Origin of the sequence: Chloroflexus aurantiacus J-10-fl (genome assembly GCF_000018865.1) — a bacterium.
Classification (GTDB): domain Bacteria; phylum Chloroflexota; class Chloroflexia; order Chloroflexales; family Chloroflexaceae; genus Chloroflexus; species Chloroflexus aurantiacus.
Genome location: NC_010175.1, coordinates 5,197,169 through 5,216,789, shown reverse-complemented (window position 1 = coordinate 5,216,789; position 19,621 = coordinate 5,197,169). Strand labels below are relative to the sequence as shown.

Here is a 19,621-nt window from a genome sequence, read left to right as displayed (position 1 = left end):
GATCGCGACTAGAAGTAGCTTTTCTACTCAGCTCGCTAACAGCTCCCCTGGAATATATTTCTTCCGTGCCTGATATATTCAGGTTTCCGATCGGGTTTTCACGTACCCATTAGCCGTATATAGCCTTTAATCATGCCCGCCAATGTATTGTACAATCATACGTTGCCAGTAGGGCCAATCGTGGTACCAGCCATCCCAAATGCGCAACGCATTACCGATGCCTTTCGCCCACAATTGACTCGACAACAACTCATTCGACCACGCTGACGGATCGTCACGCCCGGTGACCAGTATGATGTCAGTTTCACGCAGGCGATCTATTGTCCATTGATCGTTTAAATTGGGCACAAAGTCTACCGGATTGTGAAAATAGACACCCTGCGTATAGGTGCTGAAAAATCGCTTTAGATCGTAGAGTCCCGATAAACCAATCACCCGCCGTACCAGACCCGGATGACGCAGGGTAAAAACCACAGCCTCACTGGCCCCGAATGAGCAGCCGGTGGCGATCAGGAACGGGTTAGGGTTGAGATGGCGCACAAGCGGTAACACTTCAGTTATCAGGTAGTGCTCGTACTGTTCTTCGCGCCAGATGCGGGCATCGGTGTCGGCAGTGTAGTTGTACCAGCTTTCGCTATAAACACTATCGACACAAATAAGCTGTATCCAACCCTGTTCAAGATGATGACTGAGTGCTGCCACCATCCCCCGGTCTTCGTACTCGTAAAAACGGCCATGCGATGTGGGAAAGACCAGGACCGGCGCACCAGCATGACCAAAAACAAGGAGTTCCATCGTTCGGTTAAGGGCAGGGCTGTGCCACGAGTGATATTGGCGTTGCATACGTATAAGGTTGTTGTCTAAACAGCGATTACGGTAGCTAAAATGATAGCCTGCTGTGAACTGACTGTCAATGAAAGAGTATCACGGGTATGATAACAGGCACCACAACGAATTTGCAGACACTATCGTGGTTCCACGTGGCAATGCTGGTTTGGATGCGCTGGCTGATCAGTCTGGTCTTTCGTCTGGTCTATCCATTGCTGACGTTTCTTGCTGCCAGTTTTGCCGTGGATTTGAGTACAGCCAGTCTGCTGATAACCGTCCAGGTTGCCGCATCACTGCTGAGTCCGTTGGGTGGGGTGTTGAGTGATCGGTTTGGTGATCGGATTGTGATCCTCTGGGGCGGGATTATCTTTGTGTTGGGGGTTGCAGTTTGTGGGGTGAGTAGTAGTTTTGGGCTATTCCTGTCCGGGTATGCGCTTGTCGGTCTGGCGGTGGCGATTGCGATGCCGGCATTGCAGAGCTATGTAAGCGCTCGCAGTCACTATTCTCAACGGGCACGTTTGCTGGGAGTGCTGGAACTGAGCTGGGCGCTCTCGGCGTTGCTCGGTATACCACTGGTAACCTGGGTAGCAGAACAGTTTGGCCTGGCAATGGTTTTTGCCGGTCTGACGGTTGTTGGTATTGCCACGGTTGCCTTGATGACAATGCTACCAAACGATGAACGCATTCACTACACACAGTTCGGTGGCGATACATCTGCCGGGGTCAATCCAATCCAGATCGTGCTCAAACCGGTTATCCTGGCCGCGCTGAGTTTTATCTTTGTGCAGATGGCAGCCGTTGAGTTGATTTTTGTCAGCTACGCGGGCTGGTTAGAGTACACATTTGGGGCTACCACGACAGAATTGGGTCTCGTCTTCGGATTGTTAGGGGTCGTTGAACTGATCGGTTCACTGGCAGCAACCCTCTTCACCGACCGCATCGGTAAGCGCCGGGCAGTACTTGGTGGGTTTGCGCTGGTAGGTGTCTGGTTGCTTTTGTTGCCGCAGAGTACGTCCTGGCTCACGTTTCTGATTTTGCTGCTGGCGTTTGATTTATGTTTTGAGTTTGCCATCGTCTCGACCTTCCCCTTGATCAGTGGTCTCAGTGCGCAGGGCCGTGGCACAGTACTCGCGGCAATGACGGCCAGTATCGGCGGTGGACGGATTCTCGGTTCGCTTGTAGCCCCGTGGTTGAGCGTGACTGCCGGTTATGCGGTGAATAGCACGTTAGCCGGAATCCTGGTGCTGTGCGGGGTAGGCTTTGGTATCATAGCTATGAGAGAAGGCCGTGCCTGAGACCGGCAATGTAACTAAACGCACCGGCCTTGCATCTTATTGGTAGTGATGCGAATTATTGTGAAAGGAACAACACATGGCTCTTATGCAGGAAAAAGATCGCAAGGCGGTGCAGGGAGCATTTACAGGTCTGAATCGACCGGTAGACATCGTGCTCTTCACCTCTGCCGAAAGTGGTGAGTACAGCGAGGTCACCCAGGAACTGTTGCAAGAAGTTGTGGCTCTCCATCCAATGCTGAGTCTGCACGTCTATGATCTGGATCAGGATAGTGCCTATGCTGCGGAATTGGGTGTTGACAAAGCGCCGGGAATTGTTTTCCTGGTTGGTGAAGAGCGGCAGAATCACGGCCTGCGCTTTGCCGGATTGCCCAGTGGTTATGAATTTGCTTCCTTAATTGAAGCTATCCGTCTGGCCGGTGGTGCGGTACAGCCTGACTTGCAACCGGCAACCATGGCGCTGTTGGAGACGATTCAATCCCCAATGCACTTGCAAGTCTTTGTGACGCCAACCTGTCCGTACTGCCCGCGCGCAGTGGTGATGGCGTACCGCCTGGCTCTGGCCAGTCCGTACATCTCTGCCGAAGGCATCGAAGTGACCGAATTCCCCGAATTGGGCGACCGCTACGCGGTGATGGGAGTGCCCAAGACCGTCATAGATGATCTCGTGCATATCGAAGGTGCAGTGCCCGAAGGGATGATGGTCAATAAACTGCGGGAAGCGATTGCTGCGGCGGCGTAATGCCTGCTCTGCGAGAGTAATACCTCTGTAGACTACAGGAAAGCTGGTGCCGTCCTGCTCTCCTATCGGGATAGCTGAAGTTGATGCTTTCAGCTATCCCGATAGCGTTGTGCAGACAGCCGCTTGAGGCATAGCCGGTTTATGAGGACAGGGCTACCGGCGATAGCTGTTGAACCTCGCGGATTGCTTTCGGTAGAGCGCAGGTTGATGTCTACGCAATGCGCTCTGCAACAGATTGCTGTGAAACGGGTTTAGCTGATCAAAGCACAGAGAGCTGTCCAGCGCAGACATGCTATACTGGAAAAAGTAGCTGTGCTGGAGGAATTGCTGTGTCGGGACTATCCATTGATCTGTCGCTGTACGATGATGAAGAGGCACTGCTGGCCGGTTTGCGGCGCGGTGACCCTGATGCCTGTACGTGTTTTGTAAAACGTTTTGCCCCGCTTGTGTATGCCCGCGCACTCAACCTGGTAGGTGATGCTGACGAAGCTGAGAATGTGTTGCAGACGACCTTCATCAAGGCGTGTGCAGCGTTACCGGAATATACCGGTGCAGGCAGTCTACGAAGCTGGCTCTACCGGATTGCATCGAATGAGGGATTGATGCTGCTGCGGCAGAAGCGGGCGCAGCTTGACCTTGACGAAATAGGTGATCTCAGCAGCGAAACCTCACTCTCGCAATTGGCACCACGCTGGGCTGTTGATCCGGCCAGGACTGTACTCGATGAGGAATTACGGCGCGAAATTATGCAGGCAATCACCACATTACCCGATGCATTGCGGGTCGTGATAGTCTTGCGCGATATTGAGCATTTGAGTACTGAAGAGACGGCCAGACAACTGGGCATCAGTCCGGCAGCGGTGAAGGTGCGTCTGCATCGTGCCCGCTTGCGCCTGCGCGAACTGCTGGCTCGCTATGTCGAAGCGGTGGAGGAGCAGCGTGATGTTGACCAGTGACCATCATTCCTGTCATGAACTCATCGATCTTCTGAACGATTATCTCGATGGTGAATTGAGTGCGACTGAATGTAGTGAGTTGGAAGAGCAACTTCGTCGTTGTCCAGATTGCCGGCAATTACTGGCGTCGTTGCGGCAGACAATTAGCCTGCTCCATCACCTTGAAGATGAACCACTGCCATTACCACCTGCTTTGGAAGAACGTTTAATTGTTCAGATGCAACAACGTCTGCGGGCAAAAATCAATGACCGTAATGCGCAATGAGTAATTGTCGGAAGGCATACGCCACCGGTGATAGGGGGCGGGTTGCCCGCCATAGCAGGCGTAGTGTGCGGCGTAGTGGCCGGCCCGCGATAGGGATGGGATGCAGGGCACCAACTTCTTGTTCGGCAGTTACAGCGTAGAGCGGCAGGATTGTCAGGCCGGTTCCGATCATCACCATGCGCTTAATCGACTCCAGATTGTCGAGTTCGGCGATGATGCGGGGCGTTAATGATTGCTCGCGCAGGGCATGATCGAGCCAGACGCGCGTTTGACTGCTCGATTGGCGCATCACCATCGGCTGACCGGCCAGCTCTTGCAAATGAACCTCACTGCGCCCCCACCACGGATGGCGGCGACCAACGACGACGTATTGATCGAATTCGCGCAGCGCCTGTTGCTGCAAATCACGTTCCGCGCTATCGAGTTCGCCCTCGATTGCACCCAGATCGAGGCTGCCGTTCCGTAATTCATTCACGATAGATGGCGTCGTGCCGGTTTGGGCGCTCACGGCGAGGTTGGGATAGCGCTGGCGAAACATCTGCACCCATTCAGGCAAGAGATAGGCACTTACACCGGGTGTCACCCCAATCGTCAACTGTCCATCTCGCAGACCGGCAACATCAGTCACTGCCAGTTCGGCCTCGGCGACCAGGCGAAAAATGCCCTCACAATACGCCAGCAGACGTTGACCGGCTGGCGTCAGCTCAACACCACGCCGGCCACGCACGAAGAGTTCAGTGCCTAACGAATCTTCGAGCGCACGGATATGCTGGCTCACCCCTGATTGCGTCATGTGTAGCTGTTCAGCCGCTTTGCTGAGACTCCCGGCGGCTACAACGCGGGTAAAGATATCGAGTTTGTAGAGATCGAGCATCGTTGCTCCTGGTTATGCTGTTTAGACAACCTGTCGATACCAAATGATCAAACCTGTGCATTCAGAGAAATGCATCTATTCCTGGATGCAATGATTCTTGTGTCGCTGAGCTATAAGTTTCTGCTTAGAGATAGTATAAGCATGTTTCGGCTTCTGCCAAGGGGGTATTTCTGCTATTGTCAGAACTGTCAAATCCCAACACTCTCAACAAGCGATTGGCGCCAAAGCTGTCATACGGGATCGGGTACGGCTAATCATACGTGAAAAAGAAGGGAAGCAAAGCGATGTTGCTGAAGTATTTCTACGACGAGATGCTGGCGCAGGCTTCGTACCTCATCGGCTGCGCTAAGACCGGTGAGGCAATGGTCATCGATCCAATGCGCGATGTAGAGCCGTATTTGCGCGTAGCCGCCAAAGAAGGATTGCGGATTACCCATGTAACGGAAACTCATATTCACGCCGATTTTGTCAGCGGTGTCCGTGAGCTGGCTGCCCGTACCGGTGCCCAGATGTATCTGAGCGATATGGGCGATGCCAACTGGAAGTATGCCTACCCAGAAATTGAGAAGGCCATTCTGGTGAAGGATGGCGATACGTGGATGGTTGGCAACATTAAGGTACAGGTGATTGCAACCCCCGGCCATACCCCAGAGCACATTGCTTTCATGATTACCGATACTGCCGGTGCCGATCAGCCGATGGGTGTGTTCACCGGTGATTTTCTGTTCGTCGGTGATGTTGGGCGCCCTGATTTGCTGGAAGAGGCCGCCGGTATTTCTGGTACGAAGGAGCCGGGTGCACGCAAACAGTTCCAGTCGGTGCGACGGTTTGCCGAACTTCCTGACTATTTGCAGGTGTGGCCGGCTCACGGTGCAGGCAGCGCGTGTGGCAAGGCGTTGGGCGCCATTCCATCGAGCACACTCGGTTACGAGAAGCGTTTCAACCCGGCGTTCCAGTTTGACGATGAAGATGCGTTTGTGCGCTGGTTGCTGAAGGGTCAACCGGAACCACCGCGTTACTTTGCCCGCATGAAGTATGTCAACAAAGTCGGGCCGGCGCTTTTGCACGATCTGGCAACCCCGGTAGAGGTCGAGCGGCCACTTCTCGATCAGGCAATGGCAGAAGGGGCAATGGTCTTTGATCTGCGCAGTGCTGCCGAGTTTGTCGCCGGTCACGTTCCGGGCAGCATCAGTGTTCCCATTCGCAAGATGTACAGCACATATGTAGGCTGGTTCGTCGATTTCAACAAGCCCACCTACCTGGTTGTGCCGGATGGCGCCGACATGAATCAGATTTTGAAGGATTTGCGGGCGATTGGGGTGGATGATATTCCCGGTTACCTGCCGGCGTCAGCGCTCGGTGATAATCTCGTGCAGTTGCCGACCGCTACGGTGAAAGACCTGAGCGCCGCTCTGAGCGATCATTCGGCAGTCATTCTCGATATGCGTAACCTGACCGAATACGAAGAGATTCATCTGCCCGGTGCGCTGCACATTCCGCTCGGCTATCTGCCGCGCCGCCTGGACGACATTCCACGGGATACCCCCATTATTGCGCACTGTGCAACCGGCTATCGCTCACAGGTTGGCACGAGCTTACTGCGCCGGTTTGGTTTTACCAACGTAGCGACGCTGGTCGATCCGCAGGGCACCTGGCGAGAACTGGCTTCAGCAGTTGCTGTTTGACAGCGTGCTGTTTCTGCCGGTAGGAGTGGCCATTACTACCGGCAGAAACAACAGCGAGGCGAATAGTGGTTAGCCCGCTGCGTAGCGGGCGCAAGACGCAGGGAGTACTATGACGTACACGCATACCAACAGTGGACCAGCCGGTGAGGTTCACACGCTGGAAGTCGGTCACATTGCTGAACTCCTCAACCAGTTGATGGAGCGGATGGATCGGCTTGAACAGCACCTGGCGAAGGTCAACACCCTCGCCGATGAAGCGCCGGCGCTGCTGGCGATGGCGACTGACACGGTTGATGGGTTGTACCGTGACGCTGCCAGTGCCGGGGTTGATATCGACGAACGATTGAAGGTGGGTCTCGTCGCGCTTGAGCGGTTAACCGATCCGGCGACCTTGCGAGCACTGGCTGGCTTGAGTGAACAACTGGTAACGCTCGATGAACTGGCCCGGCAGGCACCGGGTTTTGCGGCGATGACCGTCGATATGATCGATGAACTCTATGCAGCCATTCGTAAACAGGGCATCGATCTGGAAGACACGGCACGTCAGGGTTTAGTCGCGCTCCGCAATCTGGTTGCCTTAATGCAATCCGACGAAATGAAAGCCCTGATGAGTTCGGGTGTGCTTGATCCCAAGACCCTGCAGGTTATGGGGGCTGCGGCCCATGCGCTGGTGAGTGCTCAGCGCGAACCACGGCGGGCCGGGCCGATGGCGTTACTGGGAGCACTGTTCAACCGCGATGTCCAGCGGTCGCTCGGTTTTGCCCTGAATTTCGCCGAACGATTCGGTCAGAAATTACCGGGCTAGTTAGAAACTCGTTACTGGCATGTCGCAGCACAAGCTGCTATTCGCAAGAGAAAGAGGTACTGCTATGGCCAAGAGCCACTATCAGGTTGTTATTGCCGGTGGTGGTACCGGCGGTCTCACCGTTGCGGCCCAATTGATGGATCAACCGAATCCGCCAGAGGTGGCGCTGATCGAACCGTCAACGGTCCATTACTATCAGCCATTGTGGACGCTGGTTGGTGGTGGTGTGTTTCCCCGCGAGCAATCGGCACGACCGGAAGCCGATTATATTCCACCCGGCGTGACATGGATCAAGGAAGCAGTCAAGGCTTTTGACCCTGATGCGAATAGTTTGACCCTGAGCAACGGTGAGACTATCACCTACGACTATCTGGTTGTGGCATTGGGCATTCAAATTGATTGGGGCAAGATCAAGGGTCTGCCGGAGACGCTGGGGAAGAATGGGGTTTGCTCGAACTACTCGTATGACACCGTTGAGTATACGTGGCAGAATATTCGCACGTTCCGCGGTGGCAATGCGGTCTTCACCCATCCGAGTACGCCGATTAAGTGTGGTGGCGCGCCGCAGAAGATCGTCTATCTGGCCGATGACTACTTCCGCCGATCAGGTGCTCGCCAGCAGAGCAAGCTTAACTTCTACCATGCCGGTACAGCAATCTTTGCCGTCAAGAAGTATGCTGATGCGCTAAATCGGGTTGTTGCGCGCAAGGGTATCGATGTTCATTACCAGCACGATCTGATTGAAGTGCGCGGCGAAGCACGTGAAGCGGTGTTCATGAATCTGGCAACGAAGGAGACGGTGACTGTTCACTTCGATATGTTGCACGTAACACCGCCGATGAGTGCGCCGGATGTGATCAAGAGCAGTAAGTTGGCCCATACGACCGGTTGGGTAGAGGTTGATAAGCATACGTTGCAGCACGTGCGCTATCCCAACGTCTTTAGCCTGGGCGACTGCTCGAATCTGCCGACATCGAAGACAGGAGCAGCGATCCGTAAGCAGGCACCGGTACTGGTTGCGAATCTGATGGCAGCAATGGCAAATGAGACACTGCCTGCCACTTACGACGGCTATACCTCGTGTCCGTTGGTGACCGGTTATGGCAGCCTGATCCTGGCTGAGTTCGATTATACCAACCAACCCAAAGAGAGCTTCCCCTTCGATCAGTCCCAGGAGCGCTACAGTATGTATGCGCTGAAGGCATACGGCTTGCCGGCGATGTACTGGAACGGTATGCTGCGTGGTCGGATGTAAGAAGGGGTGAGGGTTTCTAAAGTTGATATAATTACCGCCAGCAAGAACCCTTTGTCTTATTGCCGTCATGAATTGCGATAACGGGACGGGTTTCAAAACCCGTCCCGTTGTCGTGTGTTAGACAACATCTTGACCAATGCTGTACAGCTTTCTGTTTGCCAGATCTGTCGGGTTTGCTACCGGCAGCTCGTTAGCAGGTTGTCGCGGGCGTTCCGTACCTTCGCGGTCAGATGCAGTGCCAGGGAGAGAGATTGTGCGCGACTTGCCCGTGCGCTGAGCGCAGGGCTAATGTGTGATTTGCCCCACCCGGCCCCCGCTGGGCTATGCAGTACCCACATGTCGCGCTGCGTTAGGCTGGGCTGCAAGTGCTCCCTGTGGCGCAGGCAGCCCGGCCTGCGTGCCGGCATCCCCGCTACCGCTGTCAGGTGCTGGCCCTGCCGGCAGGCTTCCTGCCTGCCCCACGGTCTGATACACCGTCTACCGCCGCTAGCACTGCGACCATCCGCTGCCCATTCGTGACGTGAGACCCACGCGACAGCGATGCAACGCGATAGTGCCCAGGATCGCGCACAATGAGATAGGTTCGACTGATGAGCGAAGCGGTTGATAACCTGGGTATGGGTAAGGCATAGCGCTGCGCGAGAGAGGGGGGCGTAGCGGCTGCAATCACCTCTGAACAACCATCCATTGCACGCCGTGCAAGACATTCCTATTCACCGCATCCCGTGGATGGTCGGGTGAACGGTACAGATACCGTCCGTAGGGGCGGGTTCTCAACCCGCCCCTACGGAACCCGCCTCTATGCACCACCGGCACCAGCACGCTGTGGGGCAGGCGGTCAGCCTGCGTTTAGCCATCGCCATCATCAGGGTCGCGTACCGGCACGGGAGTCCGCTGCAATCCGCGTCGGATCGTGAGTACGGCTGGCGCGGCAGCATGGCTGCCGCACTCCACACCGCGCGACACGCGCATGATGCGCGAGTAACGATGCGTTGGGAACACCGGCATGCAACGGAGGGGCGGGTTCGGGATGGGCGGGTTTAGAACCCGGGCGGGTTTAGAACCCGCCCCTACAGTGGACGGCACATGTGACCGTTCACATTGCCATACAGGGGATGCGGCGAATGAAGGGGGCGAATGGGTACGCCTTGGATCGCACGCTGTGCATTGTTTCGGATTTGCGATCACCTGAGAAAAATGAGGTGTGGTGCGAGATGCCTCCTCCATGCCATTGGCAATGAGTGTGATCGGTGCGGAAGCATAGCTTGCGCTCTCTGAACTGGCGTGGATGTGGATCGCTGAGCATGTAAGTGACATCATTCCGGTAGGGTACTCTTGGTATGACAAAGCGTCTGATCAGTACCGCTGATCGCTTACCGAGATGCGTAAGAGCAGGCCGATAATCAGGAAGTTCACCACAATCGACGAACCGCCGTATGAGATAAATGGCAATGTAATACCGGTTAGTGGGATCAGGCGTAAATTGCCGCCTAGAATGATAAATGCCTGTACGGCAATGATTGAGGTAAGCCCTACAACCAGCAGTTGCTCGAACCCGCGAAAACGACCCGGAATAGCTAATGCCAGGTGATAACCGCGAAAAATGAGGAGCATGTATGCGATCAGCACGGCCAGTGTCCCGGCTAACCCTAGTTCCTCACCAATGGCTACGAAGATAAAATCGGTATGCACCGCCGGCACATACTCTGGCACACCGCGCCCCAGACCTGCCCCGAAGATGCCGCCAGACGCCAATGCATAAATCGCCTGGACGATCTGATATCCCGATCCCTGAGCACTGGCCCAGGGGTCAAGCCAGACCGATACTCGTAAGCCAACGATGGGCAGCAGGCGGTACAGCAGATAGGCACCACCGGCAAAGGCAGCCACTCCCACGACAACGTACAGGCCGCGTCCGGTGGCGACGTAGAGCATCGTGAGGAAGACACCGAACAACAGGAGCGCTGCGCCGAGATCGCGTTGGAAGACGATGGTCAACATCGCGATAGCCCACATACCGACCAGTGGGGCCAGGTAGGGGAGCGGTGGTAAGGTAAACGGCCCGATCCGGTAGTTCGACTGCACGACTTCACGGTACTCGTTGAGGTACGAGGCCATGAAGATGACCAGAATGATCTTGAGCAGTTCCGACGGCTGGAAGTAGAAGAAGCCGAGATTGAACCAGACCCGTACTCCGCTGTTGTTGGGGTCAACGCCGAAGACAAAGGTAGCCAGGATGAGCGCCAATCCGAGCATCAGCCAGAGGTAGCGATAGTGATCGAGTACGTCAGTGAACGAGAGACGGAATAACCGGATGCAGAGATGATCGAGAGGAGTAAAAAGGATGGTTGCCATGATCAGCGTGCCCAGCGTTACCCACAGGGTTTGCCTGGCAGCAATCCCTTCGTAACAAGGGAACCGCTCACCAGCCGGGTTGCTACAAATGTAGATCTGATTGAGACCTGGCTCAAGTCGTGCCGTCATCATCAGGCTCAGTCCGGCCAGTAAGGCTACTAACGGCAGTATCACCTGATCGGCTGTTGGGCTGCGCCACGAAAGGCCAAGTGAAATGGCGAGAAACAGCACGAGGGGTAGGCTTGATGGCCAGAGAATGCTAACCAACCCTTCAATTGTCGTCTGCAATTCACTTTGGCCGGTGGCAACAACGACTAATAAATAACCGGCAGCAAAAAAGAGCAGCACGGTAACGAGCAGTTGCAATTCCACCATGCGCAACTGGCGGAGGCGGGCAAAGGTTGCACGGAGTGAGGCCATAATGTGTCTCCGTGGGAGAAAACCGGTCATCGTAATCGCGAGAGTGTATCCAAAAAACTGGCCGCGCAGGTAGCGTTGTCGCTGTTGTGCCTATCGCGTGATCATGATGGCGACTATTCGGGTAGCTTCCTGCTGCGGATACTCTCACCTTTCTGTGTCTGGCATTATAGCAGGCATTGCAGTCATCAAATGCAGTGTGCTGGGCCGAACGAGGGTTTTTTCTTCCTCTTCCAGATGTATCGCCATGAAGTGCGAAAGCACAGCTTCCGCACTTCAGGCAATGCAGGATGTGGATTACAGAGCACACCAGACGCACTGTTCCAGATAAAGCAGTGCGTATTATATCGGCCAGTTCGGTTCGCGCTCGCAATGGTAGCCGGCCTGTTCGAGAGAATTGATGACCATCTGAGCGTGTTCTTCATCACGGACTTCGAGGATGAGTTCAACGCCGGCACGGTCGATTGGCACTCGCCACATCCCACGGCGATGGAAGAGATCCATGACGCTGGCACCGGTCGAGGCAACGTGATTGACCAGGCCGGCCAGGCCGCCCGGACGATCATCGACGCTGGTGCGGAGCAAGAGGTAGCGTCCCTGGCGAACCAGGGCATACTCAATCACCCGCATCAGCAGATTCGCATCGATATTCCCACCGCAAAGGATCGTCGCCGTCACCTGGTGTGGTTGTACCGGCACCTTACCACTGAGCAGGGCAGCAACACCTGCGGCGCCGGCTCCCTCGACCACCAGACGACTGTATTGCAACACGTGCGCGATTGCCATCACAATCTCTTCGTCATCAACGGTGACAACGTCATCAACCAGGGCCTGGATCATCGGCAGGGTGAGTTCGCCGGGACGCTTCACGGCAATACCATCTGCAATCGTATGCGCAGTCGGTGCCGTCACCGGATGACCGGCGGCGAGCGAGGCCGGCACCGGCGCACAGCCGGCAGCCTGCACACCGATGATACGCACGTGCGGCAACAATGTCTTCACGGCCAGGGCAATCCCGCTGATCAGGCCACCACCGCCGATTGGTACGACCAGTTGGTTTAAATCGGGCAGGGCTTCAACCAGTTCCAGGCCAATCGTTCCCTGACCTGCAATCACCCGTGGATGATCGAAGGCATGGACGTAGGTTAAGCCACGTTCTTCTTTGAGAGCGTGTGCGTAGGCCATCGCATCATCGAAGGTGGCGCCGTGCAGAATGACCTCGGCGCCCAACCGGCGGGTTGCCACCACTTTGGTCAATGGAGCGCGCTCAGGCATCACAATTGTTGCTTTTACCCCCAATAACTGGGCTGCCTGCGCGACACCCTGAGCGTGATTCCCGGCAGACGGTGCAATCACGCCGCGTTGTTTCTCTTCAGGTGACAGATGAATGATCGTGTTGTAAGCACCACGAATTTTGAACGAACCACTCTGCTGGGTATTTTCAGCCTTGTAAAAAATTGACCCACCCAGTTCAGCACTCAGGCGGGTTGCCGGCAATACTGGCGTGGGTAGGATAATATCCCGCAACGCCCGCCGTGCAGACTGAATATCGGCCAGTTCAATTGCGAATCGGCTCATGGAACGTCATTGCTCCCTGGACTAATGGCCTGCATTGGCCTAATCTTCCCCGGTGATAAGTTCCTGGGCATTGGCGGCACGGGCAGCCAGGATGCGGAAACGCATAGCCGTCTCGCGGTCGCGAACCTGCTCGGCTGCCTTCATCAACACACCGATAGCCAGTTGCAGCCGCCGCAGTTCTTCGCGATCACCGGCCAGTTGCAACCGCGCAATTTCTTGTTCGCAGTATTGCGCTATTTGATTCACGGTGAGCATCGTCTTCCTCCTCTGGCACGGTCGCCAATTCCCTAGCAATATTCGTCGTTATTGTACCATTCTTGCTCTACAATGAAACAAATGGGTTGCAACGAAAGGAGAGCCTGCTCATGCCGATGACAATAGCCGAATTAACCGACGCAATTAATCGGTTTGTGACAGACAAGGGCTGGTATGCGCCTGATAGTATTTTCCCGCAGACACCACGCAATATCGCGATTTCGGTGGCGGTCGAAGCAGCGGAGCTACTCGAACATTTCCAGTTCCGTGACGAACCACGTGACCGGGAAGCGCTGGCCGGTGAGCTGGCCGATGTGGCTAATTACCTCTTTCAGTTGGCTTACCTGCTTGACATTGATCTGGAACAGGCCATCCTGACCAAACTGGCCGAGAATTACGGTCGCACGTGGGAAGGGTAGGGTGTTGTTTGCACTCACCTTCACAAAGATGTAACTACCCCGTAACGCAGAGTGTTATACTGCTAAGCATCAATACTTTTGAGACCGTGTTCGTCAGATTCAGCGCAGAAATTGGAGAAACGCACATGGATCGTGCCGCACAGATCAAGCAGATTGCCGACAGTTGGAACACGCCGCGTTTTGCCGGCATTGTGCGCCCCTACACGCCGGAGGATGTGTATCGTCTGCGGGGTTCGGTGCAGATTGAGTACACCCTGGCGCGGATGGGTGCCGAGCGCTTGTGGAACCTCTTGCACACCGAGCCGTACATCAATGCCCTGGGTGCCCTAACGGGTAATCAGGCAATGCAGCAGGTGAAAGCCGGTCTGAAAGCCATCTACCTGAGTGGCTGGCAGGTAGCCGCCGATGCCAATCTGGCGGGGCAGATGTATCCCGATCAGAGCCTCTATCCGGCAAATTCAGGCCCCCAACTGGTGCGCAACATCAACAATGCCCTCCGCCGTGCCGACCAGATTTATCACAGCGAAGGGCGAAATGACATTTACTGGTTTGCCCCGATTGTGGCCGATGCCGAAGCCGGCTTTGGTGGCCCACTCAATGTCTTCGAGATTATGAAGGCGTATATCGAAGCCGGTGCGGCAGGTGTACACTTCGAGGATCAGCTTGCCTCCGAAAAGAAGTGTGGTCATATGGGCGGGAAGGTGTTGATCCCCACCCAGGCTGCGATTCGTAATCTGGTGGCGGCTCGTCTGGCAGCCGATGTGATGGGGGTGCCGACGATCATTGTGGCGCGCACCGACGCAAATGCGGCTACGTTGCTCACCAGTGATATTGATGAGCGGGATCGGCCCTTCTGCACCGGCGAGCGCACCAGCGAGGGCTTCTACCGGGTGCGGGCGGGCCTTGATCAGGCGATTGCCCGTGGTCTGGCCTATGCCCCCTACGCCGATATGATCTGGTGTGAAACGAGCGAGCCAAATCTCGAAGAGGCACGCCGCTTTGCCGAGGCTATTCACGCCCAATTCCCTGGCAAGTTGCTGGCCTACAACTGTTCGCCATCGTTCAACTGGAAGAAGAAGCTGGACGATGCGACGATTGCGGCCTTCCAGCGCGAATTGGGTGCCATGGGCTACAAGTTCCAATTCGTGACCCTGGCCGGCTTCCACGCGCTGAACTACAGCATGTTTGAACTGGCGCGCAACTATCGTGATCGGGGGATGGCTGCCTACAGCGAATTGCAACAGGCGGAATTTGCCGCAGAAGCCTACGGTTACACGGCGACCCGTCACCAGCGTGAAGTTGGGACCGGTTATTTCGATGAGGTGGCGCAGGTGATTGCCGGTGGCGAGATCAGCACAACGGCATTGACCGGCAGTACTGAGGAAGAGCAGTTCCACTAGCGGTAGCGGATTAATACCCGATCAACAGCTTCTGACGCGAATATCCGTCCAGGGGGCAACCATCTGATTGCCCCCTGGATGTTTTGTCCGTTGTGTGCAGCCCTGGTGGGACGCATATCGCATCTTGACTGTCACTGTGCATCACTCAGGTTGTGAAATCCGTGCAGGAGTGCTCTGTCAGGCGTGCGACCGGCGAGGTGCTAGTGGATTGTTGTCGGCGTAGCAGTAGGGGCACGGCATGCCGTGCCCCTACTGGTGGATTGTTGTCGGCGTGGTCGTAGTAAGGGCGACGCATGCGTCGCCCTTACTGGCGTCCAGTGGTGCATCGTCCAGATGTAGCGTCGGGGTCATAGTTGGCTAGTGTGTCATGACTTCTCATCTACCAGATTTACAAGCACACCATCACCGGTTCGACGCATGCGCCCTCAGTGCGGCGTGCAGGGTGATGAAGAGCGTGTTAAGCGTTCTCTGTGTCCGAATGTGATGGAGACACGCCCTCACCCTACCCTGCCCCCGCTGGGGGGCGGAACCACCGGTGTCGGATGGCTTCCGCTAGCGCATGTTGGTTCAAGGCGGCGATACTCCACCGGACGCAGGCACAGGCTACTTCAGGTGACGAGCGAGCCGGATGTTTGCGCTCCCAGAGGCGTCGCAGAAAACGAGCATATAGCGCACTAGTCTTGGGCATAGGTGGGAGCGAGCCGGATGTTCGCGTTCTCAGGGAATATCAGCATTTGCGCACGGTGGTGTAGCACGCAAGGGTGCAGCGCAAGGATGGCGGTAGGTAGCGTGCGATGACTTTTTTGAACCAGATGTAATATTCAGATGGCCCAGGATTCTGCTTAGGGATTTGGGAGATAAGTCTCTCCCGTCTAAACTCTGATATGGTATTATCATTGCTGCCATATGTGTCGTTTGAATGAAAGGTGGCATACGCATGCAACCACTGGATCAGGAGAAGGTCGATCTGGATTTCACCTTCTTACTCGATTGTTTTGCCAGAGTATTGCGTGACGTCGATGCCGGGCCGGTATCGGAAGCATTGCCCTGGTTGGGTTCGCATACTCCTGGTGATCATATTCCAACTCGCGCACTGGCACAGGCACTCATTATTGCCTTTCAATTGCTCAATATCGCCGAGGAAAACGCAGCAGTGCAGCAGCGCCGGGTCGCTGACCGCGATCCGAATATCCCGCCGGAATTGGGGCGCTGGCGAGATGCCTTGCAGAAGCTGCACCAAAGTGGTTTGACCGGCGAAGAGATTGCTGCGGCGCTTCCCCATGTTCACGTCGAGCCGGTGCTCACAGCGCATCCCACTGAAGCCAAACGGGCAACAGTGCTCGCACATTATCGTGAGCTGTACTTGTTGCTGGTACGGCGCGAGAGTCAGCGCTGGTCGCCAGCAGAACAGGCAGAGATCACGGCAGATATTGAGACCCTGCTCGAACGATTGTGGCGTACCGGTGATGTCTTTCTGAGCAAGCCGGGTGTTCCTGCCGAAGTGCGCAATGTCCTGCATTACCTGGTCAATGTCTTTCCCGATGTTTTGCCCGTTCTTGATAATCAGTTGCGCTACGCCTGGCAGGAAGCCGGTTTCGATCCTGCGCTGCTGAGCGATACCTGGCCAAAGCTCAGTTTTGGTTCGTGGGTCGGTGGTGATCGCGACGGTCATCCCCTGGTGACTGCCGAAATTACTGCACAAACCCTTCGTGAGATGCGTCTGCAAGCCTTGCGTCTCCTGCGGCGTCGAATTCGACAGGCCGCCAGCCATCTCAGTATTTCTGATCTGCTCGTTCCAACGCCACCGGGGTTGATTGACCAGATTCGGCGGTTGTCGAGTGGTTTAGGTAGTCGTGGTGCGCAGGCAGTGGCGCGTAACCCCAATGAACCGTGGCGGCAGGCGCTGAACCTGATGCTGGCTCGTCTGCCAATAGACGATGCGCCGGCTGAAGCAGCACGGCTGGTCGACGATCCTGATCGTTATCGTTGTGCCGATGAACTGCTCAATGATCTGCGCGAGTTTGCCGGGTATTTACGTGCAGTAGGGGCCGGGCGACTGGCCGATGCCGAGATTCGTCCATTGATGCAACTGGTTGACACCTTTGGCTTTCATCTGGCTACACTTGATGTTCGCCAGAACAGCCAGTTTCATGATCGGGCCCTGGCGCAGTTATTGGAAGCTGCTGGCTTGTCGTCTGACGATCTGATTGGTGGTGATCCTGAGCGACGGCGGGCACTGTTAGAACGCGAGGTTGCTTCACCACGGCCATTTGCTCACCCCAACACACCGCTTGACTATGAGGCAGCGGCAGTCGTTGACAGCTATCGTGTTCTTGCCAATCACATTGCTCGCTACGGTACAGCCGGCCTTGGTCCGCTCATCATCAGCATGACACGCGATGTAACTGATGTCCTGGTCGTGTATCTGCTGGCGCGTGAAGCCGGTCTGGCATATGCTACCCCAGAGGGTCTGGTGTGTCGATTGCCGGTCGTTCCATTGTTTGAGACAATCGAAGATCTCGAACATAGCCCCCGCATTCTGGCTGATATTCTCGACCACCCGGTGACGCGCCGTAGTTTGATCGCCCAGGCTCAGGGTGGGGAGTTAGTGCAGCAGGTGATGATTGGCTATAGCGATAGCAACAAAGACGGCGGCATCCTGGCCAGTCAATGGGCATTGTATCAGGCCCAGCGGGCAATGACAGAAGTGGGACGGGCACGTGGAATACGGATTCGTTTCTTCCATGGCCGTGGTGGCACGATCAGTCGTGGCGCCGGACCCACCAGCCGCTTCATCTCAATGCTGCCACCGGGAAGTTTGAATGGTGATCTTCGTCTTACCGAGCAAGGCGAGGTCATTTCGCAAAAGTATGCCAATCGCCTTACCGCTGCGTACAACCTGGAACTGCTCATTGCCGGGACAACCAAGCATACATTACTCCAGCAACGGCAACCCGAAGAGCCGCATCCGCTGGAGCCGGTGATCGGCTGGCTGGCTGAGAAGTCACGTATTGCCTACCGCGAACTGGTTGAACGCGATGGCTTCATTACCTTCTTCCGTCAGGCCACGCCGATTGATGTCATTGAACAAAGCCGGATCGGCTCACGTCCATCGCGGCGTACCGGGCAGGCGACGCTGGCCGATCTGCGAGCCATCCCCTGGGTCTTTAGCTGGAATCAGGCCCGCTTTTATCTGCCGGGCTGGTACGGGGTTGGTAGTGCATTGACGGCCTTGCAAGAACAGGAACCGGCGTTATGGGAGCAACTGCGTGCAGAGCAGTGGCGGTGGCCGTTATTGCGTTACCTGCTGGCCAATGTTGGGACGAGTTTGCAAACGGCACACCGCGAGACAATGCATGCGTATGCCGGCCTGGTCGAAGATGACGAGATACGGCGACAATTCCTCAACCTGATTGATGCGGAGTTTACCCGTACAGAAGCGGCATTGACAGCTATTTTCGGTATGCCGATTGAGCAGCGGCGCCCACGGGTTACCGCGACACTGGCCCGGCGCCAAATTGGCCTGGCCCCTCTGCATCGCCGGCAGATAGAGCTGCTGGGTCGGTGGCGTGCCCAGCGGGCGGCTGATGATCCGGCAGCCGAAACCACATTGATCGATCTGCTACTGCTGGTCAACGCGATTGCAGCCGGCCTGCGCACAACCGGATGACCGGTGGGTGCAGGTACAGGTTTGATCGAGATGGTAAACCGATAACCACCGGGCAGGTCGGGTAATGATCTGACCTGCCCGGTGGTTATGTTGCCTGTTTCATCATCACGTAGTGCATGTTTGAGATGATACCGAGTCAAATGGCAGATAAGGCCAGCTCGAATCTCTTGCGGGTTGTCAAACTCGTGCTGGCGGGCTGCCGGTATCGGTGTGCTTCCAGCGCGTCACCGGTATTTCGTTAGCAGCGCACGACCCGGTTCACGCGCTGTGTGTCCTGGCACTGCATTAGAAGTTATCTCGTTGATTACGGACAGGCTCCATGCATCGTGACACGCACACACAGCATCTGCGTGACCAGTCGGGTTAACGGCGTGACACACGCTGGATCGTGAGCACAACTGGTGCGGCGGCAGTCTGCCGCACTCCACACGCTGCGACACGCACATGGCAAGCGGGTAAGGCACCTGATCCAACGAGTGATAGTACTGGTGATGGCGTCAGCCCTCCTCGCTTCCATACCGGCAGCCTTGGAGCAGGAGATACTATTGTTGGTCATCGGCAAGCGTTCATGCACCTGTGTGACAGTCAGGTAGTACAACCGCACAGCTTGTATGAAATAAGTTCTCGTGTGATGGGTGATGAGCATGTTATGGTGGTACTGCGTCTGGTGGTGGGATGCGACCTGCCCCCGCTGGAGATGGGAAACCACCAGTGTTAGATGGTTCCCGCTGTTGCATGTTAGTTCTGGCTTGCGATACCAGCGAGCCGGACTTGCGCTCTCAGGGAAGAGCAGCACTTTACGCACCACAGTGTGGTATTCAGGCG

15 protein-coding genes are annotated in these 19,621 nt (G+C 55.9%); 10 read left to right on the top strand and 5 right to left on the bottom strand.

All coding sequences use genetic code 11. The features are described from left to right. Positions 1–126 precede the first annotated feature (126 nt). Positions 127–795: an esterase family protein gene (locus CAUR_RS20480; protein ID WP_242605000.1), complete on the bottom strand. Its 669-nt coding sequence runs from the start codon at positions 793–795 to the stop codon at positions 127–129. A gap of 137 nt (positions 796–932) precedes the next feature. Between CAUR_RS20480 and CAUR_RS20475 the strand changes: the two genes are divergently transcribed. From CAUR_RS20475 to CAUR_RS20460, 4 genes are all read left to right on the top strand, one after another. Next, complete coding sequence (locus CAUR_RS20475) at positions 933–2,123, top strand: MFS transporter (protein ID WP_012259731.1); 1,191 nt, start codon at positions 933–935, stop codon at positions 2,121–2,123. Positions 2,124–2,199: 76 nt separating this feature from the next. After that, entirely contained in the window at positions 2,200–2,862 is a 663-nt protein-coding gene (gene pdo, locus CAUR_RS20470) for a protein disulfide oxidoreductase (RefSeq protein WP_012259730.1), read from the top strand. Positions 2,863–3,191: 329 nt separating this feature from the next. Beyond that, positions 3,192–3,818 carry an RNA polymerase sigma factor gene (locus CAUR_RS20465; protein WP_012259729.1) on the top strand — a complete coding sequence of 209 codons (627 nt, stop codon included), beginning with the start codon at positions 3,192–3,194 and terminating at the stop codon, positions 3,816–3,818. Next, positions 3,805–4,083 carry an anti-sigma factor family protein gene (locus tag CAUR_RS20460; protein WP_015909527.1) on the top strand — a complete coding sequence of 93 codons (279 nt, stop codon included), beginning with the start codon at positions 3,805–3,807 and terminating at the stop codon, positions 4,081–4,083. The genes CAUR_RS20465 and CAUR_RS20460 overlap by 14 nt, the downstream gene beginning before the upstream one ends. Here CAUR_RS20460 and CAUR_RS20455 read toward each other — a convergent pair. Next, a complete protein-coding gene (locus CAUR_RS20455) occupies positions 4,061–4,957 on the bottom strand; it encodes a LysR family transcriptional regulator (protein WP_012259727.1) in 897 nt (298 codons plus the stop codon). The two genes, CAUR_RS20460 and CAUR_RS20455, sit on opposite strands and share 23 nt — an antisense overlap. 284 nt (positions 4,958–5,241) lie before the next feature. On the opposite strand from CAUR_RS20455, the gene CAUR_RS20450 reads away from it, so the two are divergent. The 3 genes from CAUR_RS20450 (at position 5,242) to CAUR_RS20440 (ending at position 8,702) form a co-directional block, all read left to right on the top strand. Further along, the gene (locus CAUR_RS20450) at positions 5,242–6,642 is read left to right on the top strand and encodes an MBL fold metallo-hydrolase (protein WP_012259726.1); all 1,401 of its coding nucleotides are present in this window, start codon (positions 5,242–5,244) and stop codon (positions 6,640–6,642) included. Between the two features lie 109 nt (positions 6,643–6,751). Beyond that, complete coding sequence (locus tag CAUR_RS20445; RefSeq protein WP_012259725.1) at positions 6,752–7,447, top strand: helical membrane plugin domain-containing protein; 696 nt, start codon at positions 6,752–6,754, stop codon at positions 7,445–7,447. Between the two features lie 64 nt (positions 7,448–7,511). Beyond that, on the top strand, positions 7,512–8,702 hold the full coding sequence (locus tag CAUR_RS20440) for an NAD(P)/FAD-dependent oxidoreductase (protein WP_012259724.1): 1,191 nt from the start codon (positions 7,512–7,514) through the stop codon (positions 8,700–8,702). A 1,356-nt stretch (positions 8,703–10,058) separates the two neighbouring features. Here the strand turns inward: CAUR_RS20440 and CAUR_RS20435 are convergent. The 3 genes from CAUR_RS20435 to CAUR_RS20425 form a co-directional block, all read right to left on the bottom strand. Continuing rightward, the gene (locus tag CAUR_RS20435) at positions 10,059–11,477 is read right to left on the bottom strand and encodes an FtsW/RodA/SpoVE family cell cycle protein (RefSeq protein ID WP_012259723.1); all 1,419 of its coding nucleotides are present in this window, start codon (positions 11,475–11,477) and stop codon (positions 10,059–10,061) included. A 339-nt stretch (positions 11,478–11,816) separates the two neighbouring features. Beyond that, positions 11,817–13,052 carry a threonine ammonia-lyase gene (gene ilvA, locus CAUR_RS20430; RefSeq protein WP_012259722.1) on the bottom strand — a complete coding sequence of 412 codons (1,236 nt, stop codon included), beginning with the start codon at positions 13,050–13,052 and terminating at the stop codon, positions 11,817–11,819. Between the two features lie 39 nt (positions 13,053–13,091). Further along, positions 13,092–13,307, bottom strand: coding sequence for a hypothetical protein (locus CAUR_RS20425; RefSeq protein ID WP_012259721.1), 216 nt, complete (start codon positions 13,305–13,307; stop codon positions 13,092–13,094). A gap of 110 nt (positions 13,308–13,417) precedes the next feature. On the opposite strand from CAUR_RS20425, the gene CAUR_RS20420 reads away from it, so the two are divergent. From CAUR_RS20420 to CAUR_RS20410, 3 genes are all read left to right on the top strand, one after another. Then, the gene (locus CAUR_RS20420; protein ID WP_012259720.1) at positions 13,418–13,726 is read left to right on the top strand and encodes a nucleotide pyrophosphohydrolase; all 309 of its coding nucleotides are present in this window, start codon (positions 13,418–13,420) and stop codon (positions 13,724–13,726) included. Between the two features lie 125 nt (positions 13,727–13,851). Beyond that, positions 13,852–15,126, top strand: a complete 1,275-nt coding sequence (gene aceA, locus CAUR_RS20415) for an isocitrate lyase (protein WP_012259719.1) — start codon at positions 13,852–13,854, stop codon at positions 15,124–15,126. Between the two features lie 937 nt (positions 15,127–16,063). After that, positions 16,064–18,796 (top strand): phosphoenolpyruvate carboxylase, encoded by a 2,733-nt coding sequence (locus CAUR_RS20410; RefSeq protein WP_012259718.1) that lies wholly within the window; start codon positions 16,064–16,066, stop codon positions 18,794–18,796. Positions 18,797–19,621: the final 825 nt, after the last annotated feature.